At 40.9% G+C, this 13233-nt stretch carries 13 protein-coding genes and 1 pseudogene; 10 read left to right on the top strand and 4 right to left on the bottom strand.

From position 1 onward, the window contains the following. Complete coding sequence (locus tag MKX97_RS09120) at positions 1 to 441, bottom strand: DUF948 domain-containing protein (RefSeq protein ID WP_009496513.1); 441 nt, start codon at positions 439 to 441, stop codon at positions 1 to 3. A gap of 5 nt (positions 442 to 446) precedes the next feature. Beyond that, entirely contained in the window at positions 447 to 860 is a 414-nt protein-coding gene (locus MKX97_RS09115; RefSeq protein WP_245799445.1) for a DUF948 domain-containing protein, read from the bottom strand. Between the two features lie 318 nt (positions 861 to 1178). Between MKX97_RS09115 and MKX97_RS09110 the strand changes: the two genes are divergently transcribed. Then, a complete protein-coding gene (locus tag MKX97_RS09110) occupies positions 1179 to 1934 on the top strand; it encodes an SDR family oxidoreductase (protein ID WP_176132491.1) in 756 nt (251 codons plus the stop codon). A gap of 69 nt (positions 1935 to 2003) precedes the next feature. Here MKX97_RS09110 and MKX97_RS09105 read toward each other — a convergent pair whose 3' ends face one another. After that, entirely contained in the window at positions 2004 to 2429 is a 426-nt protein-coding gene (locus MKX97_RS09105; protein WP_009496516.1) for a MarR family transcriptional regulator, read from the bottom strand. Between the two features lie 389 nt (positions 2430 to 2818). Between MKX97_RS09105 and MKX97_RS09100 the strand changes: the two genes are divergently transcribed. The 5 genes and pseudogenes from MKX97_RS09100 (at position 2819) to MKX97_RS09080 (ending at position 7370) form a co-directional block, all read left to right on the top strand. Then, positions 2819 to 4537, top strand: coding sequence for a methyl-accepting chemotaxis protein (locus MKX97_RS09100; protein WP_342537499.1), 1719 nt, complete (start codon positions 2819 to 2821; stop codon positions 4535 to 4537). A 185-nt stretch (positions 4538 to 4722) separates the two neighbouring features. Then, a pseudogene (locus MKX97_RS09095) lies at positions 4723 to 5250 on the top strand (sigma-70 family RNA polymerase sigma factor). Next, complete coding sequence (locus MKX97_RS09090; RefSeq protein WP_342535814.1) at positions 5240 to 6253, top strand: LCP family protein; 1014 nt, start codon at positions 5240 to 5242, stop codon at positions 6251 to 6253. The pseudogene MKX97_RS09095 and the gene MKX97_RS09090 overlap by 11 nt, the downstream one beginning before the upstream one ends. Positions 6254 to 6553: 300 nt before the next feature. After that, on the top strand, positions 6554 to 6838 hold the full coding sequence (locus MKX97_RS09085) for a hypothetical protein (RefSeq protein ID WP_078816712.1): 285 nt from the start codon (positions 6554 to 6556) through the stop codon (positions 6836 to 6838). 181 nt (positions 6839 to 7019) lie between these two features. Beyond that, a complete protein-coding gene (locus MKX97_RS09080) occupies positions 7020 to 7370 on the top strand; it encodes a YolD-like family protein (protein ID WP_078816711.1) in 351 nt (116 codons plus the stop codon). 34 nt (positions 7371 to 7404) lie between these two features. On the opposite strand, the gene MKX97_RS09075 is transcribed toward MKX97_RS09080, so the two are convergent. Further along, the gene (locus MKX97_RS09075) at positions 7405 to 7782 is read right to left on the bottom strand and encodes a nucleotide excision repair endonuclease (RefSeq protein WP_009496523.1); all 378 of its coding nucleotides are present in this window, start codon (positions 7780 to 7782) and stop codon (positions 7405 to 7407) included. Between the two features lie 120 nt (positions 7783 to 7902). Between MKX97_RS09075 and MKX97_RS09070 the strand changes: the two genes are divergently transcribed. The 4 genes from MKX97_RS09070 to MKX97_RS09055 all read left to right on the top strand — a co-directional run bounded on the left by MKX97_RS09070 (position 7903) and on the right by MKX97_RS09055 (position 13107). Beyond that, positions 7903 to 8520 (top strand): DUF3298 and DUF4163 domain-containing protein, encoded by a 618-nt coding sequence (locus MKX97_RS09070; RefSeq protein ID WP_009496524.1) that lies wholly within the window; start codon positions 7903 to 7905, stop codon positions 8518 to 8520. A gap of 88 nt (positions 8521 to 8608) precedes the next feature. Then, complete coding sequence (locus tag MKX97_RS09065; RefSeq protein ID WP_342535813.1) at positions 8609 to 9583, top strand: proline dehydrogenase family protein; 975 nt, start codon at positions 8609 to 8611, stop codon at positions 9581 to 9583. A 378-nt stretch (positions 9584 to 9961) separates the two neighbouring features. Beyond that, the gene (locus MKX97_RS09060; protein WP_342535812.1) at positions 9962 to 12226 is read left to right on the top strand and encodes an S-layer homology domain-containing protein; all 2265 of its coding nucleotides are present in this window, start codon (positions 9962 to 9964) and stop codon (positions 12224 to 12226) included. Between the two features lie 536 nt (positions 12227 to 12762). Continuing rightward, the gene (locus tag MKX97_RS09055) at positions 12763 to 13107 is read left to right on the top strand and encodes a VOC family protein (RefSeq protein WP_342537498.1); all 345 of its coding nucleotides are present in this window, start codon (positions 12763 to 12765) and stop codon (positions 13105 to 13107) included. The last annotated feature ends 126 nt before the right edge of the window (positions 13108 to 13233 follow it).

The following is a 13233-nucleotide window of genomic DNA, read 5'->3' as shown; positions in this document are numbered from 1 at the left end:
TTATAGTTTTTGAAGTTTCTTCAGTTCTTTACGCTGTTGCAACAAATAAAACACGATTGTCACTAACCCGTATAATCCTTTGTATTCTTTCTCTTTCACAAAGTCACTTGCATTTCCGACACGCTCTTTCAATCGTACGGAACGATCGAGCGCAGCTGTTGTTACCTCACGTGACGCTTCACCAACATCGCCGACGATTTCGAAAACAGGCGTTACTTCTGTAATTTGCTTGTTTACATTGCTGATCGTTTCATTGCTTGTGTGAAGTATTTGCTGTGTCTGTCCCGTTAAATCCGCTACCGTTGACGGCAGGGTATCTGTCGTCTTTTTAACGCTTTCCAACACCTCGGTTAACTTCCCAAGCGGTTTGATCAGAATGACGGCTACTATAATAAGTGCAATGCCAATTAGTAAGACGCCTATGCCTAGTACCCAATCCATCAAATTCACCTCTTTCCTTTCTGTTGCTTCGCGCTGTAATACATACGCGCTGCTGCTTCAGATAAAACAGTTGTTTGTTGCATCAGTTTTGCGTATTTTCCTGGGGGCGCAGCTACTTGATCGGCTATTTTCGTTAAGGAATGCTGTACATACTCTGTAGAATCACGAAGTTCCTTTGCCGAAGCCGCCAATCCATCAACAGATTGTAATTTGGCATTCGCATCTTCCGCAATTCGATTCGTCTGATTCATCAGCTGATCCGTCTTATCTGTAATGCCACCCACTTTTAATTCTACGCGTTTCATCGTGTCCGTTACGTCTTTCATTGCTTCTTTGACCGTTTTGGCCGTTTTGATAATAGCAATTGCAATGACTACTAAGGCCGCTACGGCGACTATGGCACTAATATACAAGAGCACCTTCAATCTCGTCACCTCCACATAATAAAAACATGAACTATTTTATACAAAACGTCTGCCGAAATGCAATTGCGGGTTGACGTTCCATACCCTTGTCTTTCCACAAATGAAGAGAATCTAAACCCCAGCTTGCTTGTGGCTTCTATTTGATATGCTTAACATATCATAAAAACAGGATTTATCCACTTTGTATCTATCTCATTTTCGAAAAAAATTTCGTTGCGCCAAAAGGGAATACTTTTCTGCCCTTTTTGTGAGTTGAAATCATTTACTGCGCTTATTGTTTAATGTTAAACTAACTGCATGAAGGAGTTGTTGATTATGAAACTAGAAAACAAAGTTGCCATCATTACCGGGGGAGCAGGCGGCATCGGCTTTGGAATTGCAACAGCCTATGTAAAAGAAGGTGCAATCGTTGCCATTGTCGACTTCAATCAACAAGCAGGTGAGGTAGCGATAGAAAAACTGAAAGAAATTTCTCCTCAGTCCATATTCATTCAGGCGGATCTATCCGATCATTTGACCTTACCATCTATTGTGGAAAAAGTAGTCCAGACCTTTGGGAAATTGGATATCTTGGTCAACAATGCGCACGCTTCACGTATGAAGCCATTCGAGGAAACAACTAAAGAAGACCTAGACCTTTCATTCGGCACGGGATTCTACCCTACTTTTTATTTGATGCAGGCAGCGCTTCCACATTTAAAAGAGACAAAGGGAAAAGTCGTGAATTTTGCATCAGGCGCAGGAATTAACGGGGACGTCAATCAAGTTTCCTATGCAGCCGCAAAAGAAGCGATCCGTGCGGTTACTCGGGTAGCTGCAAACGAATGGGGACAATATGGTATTACATGCAACTTGATTTCCCCGATTGCGAAAACTCCGGGGATTGAACAGTGGGCAGAAGAACATCCTGATTTCTATAAAGCCATGCTCAGCAAGAACCCTTTAGGCCGACTTGGAGATCCTGAAAAAGACATTGGCCGGACTGCTGTTTTTCTTGCTAGCGAAGACTCGGATTATATAACAGGTCAGACATTGATGGTGGACGGCGGTTCCATCAAACTTCGATAATAACGCATGCAAAAGGCTGTTGCCGAAAGAAAATTCTTTCAGTGACAGCCTTTTTTGACGCATTAAAAATCAGATGAATGTCTCATTCAACTTCGTATAAATCTTTAACAATTGGCTCTGCTCGGCGGCAGATAGATGGCTAAAAAATTCGGTTCGTACTTGTTGACCGTATCGTTTAGCTTCATTCAAGACCTCCAAGCCAAGAGGTGTGATATTCCAATACTTCGTACGTCGATCTTCTTTATCATTTCGTAGCGTAATATATTCATTTTTGATGAGTTTGGTCGATAAATGAGTAAGAGAGGCTGGCGTATAGCCGAGAGTCTCTGCCAGATCGGATGGACGCAGTTCCCCGTTGTTATGTAGTTCTAACAGCACTAGGATGTGAGAAATGCCAAGTGACAACTCAGACTCACGCTGGAAGCGAATGAGCATTTTATTCGTTACTTGATCCATCGTATGGAGCAAATTGAAGAAGGTTTGTTCATCTTTCAAATGGGACACCTGCCTTTCTTTTATGATCAATTATGTCCCGGCGGTATTGCGCCCAAATTTTGGATTTAAAATTTGTGACATCTGCCGGAAGCTTTATCTTTGTTCTGGAAATCCGTTGAACAGGAAAGAAAACCGTATTCCTCTCACCAGCCATAAAGGCGGGGGTTTTCTGCTGAATAAAGATAAACCTTATGTTCATATACTATTCATTATACAGCAATTTGAGTATTTACAACATTTCTATGACAAATTCGCCATGAACTACTTTACTATGCTATCGAAAATAAAGAGATTTACATTTTCTACTTTTTAATTACAGATTGATAGCGTATTATTAAGACAACGAATGAACTAGATGATTAGAAAGAGAAAGGTGGGCAAAAAGATTGATGAAATTTAGAGATTCACTAACATTTCAACTAGGAACGATTATTGCCGGGATCTTAGTAGTAATGCTAGCGATCACATCGATTGCCACGTACAAAACAGCATATGATAAATTATATGACGCAGCTGGAATTGAAGCATATGGCTGTGCCAATATTACAACCGGTCTGATTCGTCCGGATGAAATGGAAAAGGCGATGGCTGGTGATCTTCAGACGCAGGATGAAATTGGAAAAACATTGAATTGGACAACTGATCACAAAGATATATTTGAAACGCAATATATTTTGGATTTGGATGGTAATTTGATTGCATTGGATGACAATCTGAAAAGTAAAGGGTTTAAGCCTGGAGATGCGTTCCACATGGATAAGAAAGCAGTGGACGATTTGCTGGCACACGCACATCCTTCCTATTCCGAACCTTATGAGTTTGGCGGCATGAAGAGATTATCCGGTTATGCGCCTATCCATAAAGACCATGATCCAAGCAAGGAAATTATTGCGGTCAGTGTCATTGATTTTGATGCCGATATCGTGAAAAATCGTACGTGGGATGTTGTGCGCGACGGCATTTTGATCAGCATTATTCCGATGCTGCTAGCTTCCATTGTAACAGGCTTCCTCATTCGTCGAAAAACGAAGCCGATTTCCAGCTTGATTGTCCAAGCGAAGAAAATTGCGGATGGAGATTTGGCAGTGGAAACCACAACCGTCCACTCGAACGATGAAGTAGGGGACTTGGCACGCACGTTGAATCGCATGACAGTGAATTTGCAAGAAATGATCGCGACGATGAATACTACGTCGCATCAGTTGTCAGAGAACTCGAACGAAACATCCAGTTCGTTGAATGAAATGCGAGAAGCTGTCTCTATGGTTGCGAATAGCATTGAAGAAGTGGCAACAGCGGTGACAGATGGAACAACTACCGCCGAAAGTGCAACGGAAATCTTAACGAATTTGGCCAACGACTTACGCAGTACGAAAGAAGATGCAGATGCTATGCTCGTCAATTCCAATGAAACGATGAACATTGCGTTGGAAGGCGCACAGCGGGCTAACGAAATCAGCAGAGACATGGAATTGATTCGAACCGGGTCACAAGAAGTTGGAGATACCATTCAAAACTTGGTGGAATCCACAACGAAAATTCAAGATATTACAGGGTCGATTGCCGGAATTGCGGCACAAACGAACTTGCTCGCCCTGAACGCATCCATTGAAGCCGCTCGTGCCGGCGAACATGGTAAAGGATTTGCGGTAGTTGCCGAAGAAGTACGAAAATTGGCGGAGCAGTCCAATCAAGAAGTGCTGGAAGTGGAGAAATTGGTTCAGGATATTTCAGAACGAATTCAGCAAGTCATCACTTCCACATCAGAAAATACGAAGCATATTACCAAAGGTACAGAAACTGTACGACTCACCTCTCAGTCATTGAGCAATATTTCTTCCGCTGTGGCAGAAACTGTTGAAGAAATTAAAAACATTTCACGCCTGATGACTTCAGAATCAGAAAAGTCGGGTGAAGTCGTGCAATTAATCGAGAATCTGACGCACTCGGTTCGAGATATTGAAGATATGACGAATAATATTGCTGCAGCTGCAGAGCAGACGACCGCAAGTATCGAGGAAATTGCTGATCGCTCAACGCAGACGAATCAAATGGCACAGGATCTCGAAGTGTTTGTCGGTTCCTTCCGATTGCCAGAACAAAATTAGACGATCTATTGAGAAAGAATAATAACTGAAAAGCCTGTATCTTTGATTACCTTGTAATCAGGATACAGGCTTTTTTATTTAAGCTATACTTGTGCTTAAATTAATTTTATAAAAATTGAACCTAATATGATTTGATAATCGTCTAATTGCTGAATTTGAAGTGGTTTGAAGGGGAGGATAGTCGATTGAACAAAGAAGAAAAAGATTTCGAACTAGAGAGAGTGATGATTAAATACGGTAATGAGTTGATGTGGCTTGCATTCTCTTACGTGAAAGACACAGAGACTGCTAAGGACATGGTTCAAAATTCGTTTATCAAATGCTATAAAAACCTTGATTCATTCCGTTATGACTCACAAATCAAAACCTGACTATATCGCATAACAATCAACGAATGTAAAGATCATTTAAAAAGCTGGAATTACAAAATGGTACAAGTAAAAAGCTTTATAAATGAAACAGCAAAATCCATATTGCCATCAACAGAAAAAACAGTTATCGAGAAATACAGGAATAAAAAAATAAAGGATACTGTCTTTTCTCTTCCAAAAGTGTATCGGGAAGTAGTTTATCTATATTACTATGATTCACTAAACACGGAGGAAATTGCCGAAGTGTTGGATATACCGGTCAATACAGTGAAAACCCGATTAAGAAGAGCAAAACAAAGATTAGAGTTAATGATAAGGGAGGCAGAGCTGAATGGGAGATAAACGATTAAGAGAAAAATTTTATAATGCGGATGACCCAGAACTACGATTTACGAAAGAAGACCGTAATGAGGTATTTGAAAAAATTCATAAACTGGAGAAGCATAATACAAAAAAGAAATCCATTATTTTTTCTTCAAAAAAGTTCGCCCCACATGCAGCATCTTTAGTAGTAGCGGGCTTGTGTATAATTTTGTTTATTCCATCAATCCTACCTAAAGATATTGCCAACCAAAGCAACGGAAATATTGACGGTAATGCAAATGCAAGCAAATCAGTGGTACAAGAAAATGAAGTTTCAACTACTTTATTAACGGTGAAAGATGAGAATAATAGAATACCAATTAACCTTTTATTTACTTATAGTAAAGATAAAAATATGATGAAGATTCTATCGATTCCTCGTGATACCTATGCTCCGATATTGGATAATGAAAAAACTACTCCATATGATAAATTGTCGCACGCTTATGTAAATGGTTCGGGAGGGATTGAAGATGTACGAACAACCATTTCTAATTTATTTGATTTACCAATTGATTATTATGCTGTGATGGATGTAGAAGCTTTTTCAAAGATGATTGATTCAGTGAATGGTATAGATTACGACTTGCAAGAAGATATTCGAGTCCGAGCAATATCCAAAGTAGCATTTGAATTCAAAAAGGGAACGCATCGTTTGAATGGAGAAGAGGTTTTGGCATTACTGATGGATGCTACAGTGGGAAATGAATTGGGTGAAAAAGACCAATTAAACCTCATTAATGCGGTTATAAATCAAACAATAAACGTGTTACCACAAACGCAATTAGAACAATTTGCAACTGAAATAGAAGGTGATTTTCCAATTGAACAATTATTGGAGAATCCATTGGAACTTCCCTCGATACAATTAGTATCTTTAACCGATGGAATGATAGGTTCCATGATGAATGAGTCATACTATATTAAATTTGAGAAGAAATTTTTAAATTCAGTTTCAGAAGAGTTAACTACATTTAACTGATAAGAGTTTTAAAATAAGGGAAACATCTTTGATTTGAGTTCGATTTGGGGAACACGTCGATGGTTCTATTGCTTGTCTGACTATATAAGTAAAAGAACTGATCCAATCAAGTTGAAAGAAATGATAGCGTTATCTATTTAATGAAAAATTAAATGAAACTGGGTCCTCAAGTATCAAGACGAGTTTGTGGCATAGCAATATACCAGGATCGGGTCATTATGCTGAAATTATGAAACTGCTCACTATCTCGTTTCGTCTTAATTAATAAGAACTTTCAGTATGAATGGAGGATGTGTAATTTTGTGGCTAATATTCGGACTCCTAGCAATAACTGCAACTTTTATAAATTTATATATGTATGGAACAGGCAAAGATTATAAATTGGCAATGGCGATGGGGTTATCTTTTACTGCTCTAACCCTTGTTGCAGATTATAGTATGGTCTCCAATTGGGTAAAGGCGGAAGATTGGGCTGCTTTATCAGACGTAGTGCCTACGATGGAAAAAGCGTTTTGGATTTTAACGAGTATAGCGATTTTATTAAATATAACTCCCACACTTTTAGAGTTAAAAAATAGAAAATAACTCTTGCGTTAACTTTTTTGTGCAATTAAAGGGCGCAATTGTTGATAAGGACATTGCGTCACCGAATCATGAAATTGAACAAAAAGAGATCATCAATTGTGATGGTCTTTTTTTACATTGCATTCAGAATATATGTTCTGTATAATCACGAACATATATACGGTTTTGGAAGGAGCATTATATGGAGCGAAATCGTGACCGAGGAAATATCAAATGGACTTCTCTGATGCTTCCTGAACATTTAGAACGTCTACGCGACTGGCAGCAGGAAGATCAGTACACTGAACGATCAGAGCTGACGGACTGGGAGCTGCAATCGATGCAGCTGACGCTGGAACATGGCTGGCGAAGCAAGTGTGAACTGTTGATCAAGACATGGCATGACGGTGAAGTGCGTTATCATCAGGGAGAGATCGAAGCGCTTGATTCTGCTAATTCCGCAATTCTGCTTGGCGATCCTTTCGGTACGGAAAGAATCCCTGTTGCCGACATTATCGACGTACAACTGGCAAAAGGTACAGATGGCGCATAAACGAAAATAAAAACTGTCTGCGAGTGCAGACAGTTTAGTCTCTGTAAAATGCTTTTTCTGTATTGTACTTTGCGCGTTCCGTATTGATCACATACGTTTCATAAATCTCGCGCTCCATTGGATCATCCACAAGAATAGCAGCTATTTTCGCTACTTCTTCACGGTGATTGCGCAATGGAGATACTTGGTCTTCAAAATGCTTTTTTAGACGCGGGCGCAACTTTCTTGCTTTCCCTACGAATAATAGCTCGTCACTTTGGTTGTAAAACAACAACAGACCGCCTTTATCCCGGGGAATTTCATGGAAATCAATAAAACCGAAGATCGGCTTGATTGGCGTCGTATCCGGCGTCAGTTCCTGCTTTCTGCGAACGATTGTCACAGCTGGTTCTGGTAATTGAATCGTAATCAATTTTACTTCACATCCTCATATGATTAAGTGTCCATCCTACCATATGGCAGGGGAAAAAGCGAGAAACTTTCCGTGTGTTCCTTGCATATGGTAGACAAATGCCTTGGAGAGGATGAATCCATGAAATTGCCTGCTGTTATACAAGCGTATCATGTGTCGCATACGAAACCCAAAGTGAATATTTATTATCCTGTCATCATTCAGCTGGAGGACCCGAAAATTCAGCAGCAGCTCAATCAAGTGATTTTCACGGAGATGAATAAACTGCTTGTGGAACAAAATTATTACGAACCCAGTTTGGTCGAATTAGTAGCTGATTTTGAAATAAAAAACAACCAACGAGGGATCCTCAGTTTAAATCTTATTGTCTATTCCTTCACTGGCGGGGCGCATGGGATGACAGTCTGTAAGTCACTGACGTTCGACACACGTACAGGCAGAAGCTATAGCTTGCCCGATCTCTTTAAGCCAGGCAGCCCATATGTGCAGCGGATTTCTGAATATGTCCGCCGACATATTGAAAAATGGAAAACGCCTGTATTGGAGCCGTTTAAACAGATCCGACCCGACCAAGATTTCTACATCGCAGATACTTCCCTCGTCGTCTATTTCCAGCTCTATGAAATCTCACCTTACGTAGCCGGTTTCCCGTATTTCCCGATTCCGCTACTCGACCTGGAAGACCTCATCAAGCCAGGAAGTCCTGCAGATAGAATGCTGCCATTTATCGGAGTTTAACAAAGTTTCATGTGGAAGATATGTAGGAATATATGAAGTATTAATGCTATAATTTGAATATACAGACTATACAAATGAGGTGGAACGTATGCTAAGAGATCTCTTTATCGGTTTATCGGAAAATCAATTGTTGAACCGCGCCGCTCGGAACTATGGCTTACAGCTTGGAGCACAGCAGGTAGTGGCTGGAACAAATATTACAGAAATGATGGACAGCGTAAAAGAACTGAATCAAGCAGGGATTGCGTGTACCATTGATAATTTAGGTGAATTTGTTTACAACAAAAGCGAGGCTATCAGGGCGAAAGAACAGATCTTAGCAGTAGTGAAGGCGATCCACGATCAGCAAGCAGATGCACATATCTCCTTGAAACCATCTCAGCTCGGCCTCGACATCGATTATGAGTTTTGTAGAGAGCAAATAAAAGAGATAGCAGAAAAGGCAAGCCGCGACGACATCTTCGTGAATTTGGATATGGAGAATTATCCGCGGCTTGAACCTACCTTCCGTCTGGTTAATGAATTAGCAGAAGAAGGGTATACGAACATTGGAACTGTCATTCAGGCATATTTTCATCGCGCATTGAAAGACACGCGTGCCTATCGTGACATGCGAATGCGTCTGGTGAAAGGTGCATATAAAGAATCGCCTGCTGTTGCCTATCAAAAAAAGCAAGAAATTGATGAGAACTTCATCCGAGTCATCGAGTGGCATCTGCTTCATGGAAAGTTCACTTCAATTGCCACGCATGATGATAGGATCATCGATCATGTCAAACGCTTTGCAGCAGAACATGACATCGAGCGTGATCAATTCGAATTCCAGATGCTGTACGGATTCCGCAAAGACTTGCAGCTGGCGTTAGCGAAGGAAGGCTACCGTTTCTGTACATATGTACCATTCGGTGAAGATTGGTATGGGTACTTCATGCGCAGATTGGCGGAACGTCCGCAAAATATGAATTTGATGGTGAAGCAAGTGTTTAATAAGAAGACCAATACAGTAATAGGTTTGGCGGCAGGTGCATTTTTGCTTGGGCGGTTGTCGAAGCGTGGGAAATGACGAAATCATTGAATAGGGCTATCCGGGAAGTCGTTAGACGATTTCTTGGATAGCCCTTTTTTATATCAAGTGTTTCTTTAGGACCCTCACGCTCATAAGATGCCCGTCGGCGATCATATTTTCGGCCGGGCGCTCATATCCATCCGTTTGCCGCTCATACGGACTCGAAACTCGCTCATATGTCTTCTCCCCGCGATCATAAAGGGAGTATTCTCGCTCATACGCCGAATTGCCAGGTGTTATTTTTCTTATGATTCTACTAAATAAAGCTTCATTTAGTAGAAATACACTTATTTTATCAAATGATTTGAAACTTTTATAGAAAATCTCCGTCTGTAGGGTTCTAAATAAAATAACAGATAGCGGAGTGAATATATAGTGAGAAAATTGTTCGGAAAAATAAAGGTCGTTCTTTTCATTAGTTTGTTATTTGTTTTAATTACCCTGGCCAGCCTGTCTTTTTCCCATTTCGGTGCTGCGGTGCAGGACCAGCGATTTTCGGATATAGACAATACATTCTGGGCCAAAGATGAAGTGATGCAGCTGGCGGATGAAGGGATTATTGCCGGGTATCCGGATTTTCAATTTAGACCGAGTGCTGTTATAACACGTGGTCAGGCGGCCAATTTATTAGCAAGTGCATTACAACTACCCGATACGCCATATGAACCGATATTTACAGATGTCAGTCAGGAGTCATCCTTTTTACGTGGAGCGATGGCGACATACCAGGAAAAGATATTTGCCGGAAAACCGGACGGCGCGTTCGGCGTCAGTGACCCCTTAACAAGAGAACAGATGGCCAGCGCAATCGTCAGCGCGTTCAATTTAAAAAACACAGGGACGGCAAGTGGGTTCACGGATGAAAATGAAATCGGCATATCTCATAAACAAAGTGTAAACGTGCTGAAACAATATGGTATTACGACAGGGAAAGAAGACGGCTCGTTTGATCCGAAATCACCTGTCACAAGAGCGACCTTCGCAGTATTCTTACATAGGACGATGATTCAGTCGGGCGCATTGAAAGAACGGGCAGCTGTAAAGCTCACTGAACCGGAAACAATCGGACCATTTGAAGCCGTCCCTCATTCGGAGCAATTTATTGAATTACCATTGGGTGAGGAGTGTAAAGTATTTCTGCGGTCCGATCAGCAATTGCAGTTGATTGAAAAACGGACGCAGGCTCACGGTCATGCAACCGATCAAATGTATACGTACAGTGTGAACGGGCAGGATTCTGTAACTATGACCGTGGTCAAGCGCCAGTTGCCAAACAGTGACTATTTCTTATTTACAGAGTTACGGAATCCCGAGACGACCCCGATCCGTATAGATCTTGTACAGACTGAAGACGAAATTAAATCAAATGCACTCGAACCGTTCAGCAAGTTTTCTGCGAAAAAAGAAGTGAAGAAACTAGTCGGCGAAGATGTGACGACATTTCCTGTTGGTCTACTGGAGACGGTGACGGATGACAAAATCAGTCAGGAGCTGATCGGAAAATCGTATCGTTCCCGTGAATTGGAAATAAACTATGCGCAGGGGAGCAGCCGTACCCGCGAATTTCTGGCAGAAGAAGATGTATACAGCAGCATAGTGATGGGCGGCACGCGTGTGTCTGTATTTGTATTGCAATCGCATGGTGATGATGTTACAGATCAATGGCTTCTTTCATCCGGAACCAAGTTGTTCTCTACAGATGAACAAAGGGATAACTGGATGCATGAATTTGCCCTCCATAGTAAAAAACGCAATCAATGGTACACTGCCAAAGGAGCTTACAGTAAAATGGCCGAGACCGTGGAACCGATTGCTGCTTCCGGACGTGCGTATGGCCGTAATTTGCTGATGATGAAAGAAGACCGTGCCATGGAACTGTACCAACAGACACAAGAGCGGTTCTATGAAGACCTGCTGCATAATGCATTTGTCAATTTACAGTTGTTCAAAGGAGAGGAACAGTATTGGGAAACAGAAGTGACCAGTACCTACCTGAAAGACTTGTACGGCTTTACGGCTCCGTTTATTGATACGCGTTTTAATGAACAAATTGCCTTGTTCTTGAATAAAGCCGGCGATGCTTTTGAACATCCGGATGCGAGTGAAGGCCTGCGCAACTATGCTGATTTGCTTGTCGCTCAGCAGGAAAAAGGGAATATCAGTGGTTTGAAGCCAGGTGCTTATTATATTCCAGATTATTTCCCAGTGAAGCAGAAGGTGGTTACGCATACATCTATGAATCATCAGCTTGGCGGGATGAACATTCTTTTATTGGCCTATCAAGAGTTTGGGGATACTGTTTATCTAGAAACAGCAAGTGCGATTGAAAAAGCGATCGCGCTGGAAGAAAAAAGCTGGATCCGGGATGATGGGGATATATGGTATAAGCGGACGCCCGATGGAGAGTTTGCAGGAAGGGACTATACCCATCTGACATTGGAAGATTTGATTGATTCCTATGAGAACTGGCTTGCTGTAGACGAAGCAAAAACGCCTGTGTTTAAGCGGATGATCGAGTCAAAAGCAGGCTATTTAGATAAAAATAAGAAAGGGTATACAACTAAAATTAAAGAGGGGCTGAAACGGATCGATATGTCTAACTTATTACCTAATGGAATCGAGCATACAGATGCTTTGTAAAGTAAAATGGTGTGAAGATGCCTTTGTAGTAAATTAGTGGATACGTTCTGAAATAAGACTGCTCATGCGAAAAAATGTGTTGAAATGAACATTACATACCTTAATTGGTTGAAGGGGGTAAAGAAGGGGACAAGAGGTTTTGCGCTAAAAATATTGATTTTAGTGCAAGTTTAAGAGCAGATGAAATTAGAGGTTTTGTGAATGACTTAAAATTAATGAATAGGGATTTAACTGGGAAAGCAAAATTGGAGAGTTTAGAATGAGGCTAAATGAGTTAAGAGATTAATTAAAGGACTGGTTTTATGGAAAATCAATATACAAGTCGCTTTGTTATGGATTTTGGATCAGGACATGTTGAAATTAATCTGCAAGGAGATGACCAAAATATTTGTTTCAAATTTATGCTTGGCTTCATTTCGATACCTTCTTTTCTCAATAAACTCTTTCGGCTATGGGATGCGGAAACTTGCAGAGCTGAAACAAACTTAATATGAATGCAGGATATTGCAAAATAATAGGGACGAGGAGGTACAGGTATCAAGATTCGTAAAAATGATCATGTAGGTATAATCGTAAATGATCTCACTGCTGCTAAAGAATTTTTTCTCGATTTCGGGCTTGAAGTGCTGGGAGAAGCAGAAGTAGAAGATGAGTGGATTGAACCGAAAATGGGGTTAACTGACCTTAGAAAGACGGTTGTAATGTTAGGTATGCCGGACGGTGAGACAAAATTGGAGCTAGTCAAATTCCACACACTTTCAGATAGTAAAGATTTTCAACACTATTTTCCGCTAATTTTGGGTGTATGTCATATTGCATTAGCTGTCGAAAATATTGAAGCCATTGTTGCCAAGTTGAAAAAAAGTGGCTCAGAACTTTAGGTGAGATACAAAACTACGAAAATGTTTTTAAATTATGTTACGTTCGTGGGCCGGAAGGGATTGTTTTGGAATTGGCGGAGAAAATCAATTAAATTTTGGTTGGCGGTTTTCTCCCCATCAATCACT

This window comes from Sporosarcina sp. FSL K6-3508 (genome assembly GCF_038615825.1).
Classification (GTDB): Bacteria; Bacillota; Bacilli; order Bacillales_A; family Planococcaceae; genus Sporosarcina; species Sporosarcina newyorkensis.
The sequence above is the reverse complement of the archived record's forward strand: the minus strand, read 5'-3'. Positions and strand labels throughout refer to the sequence as shown.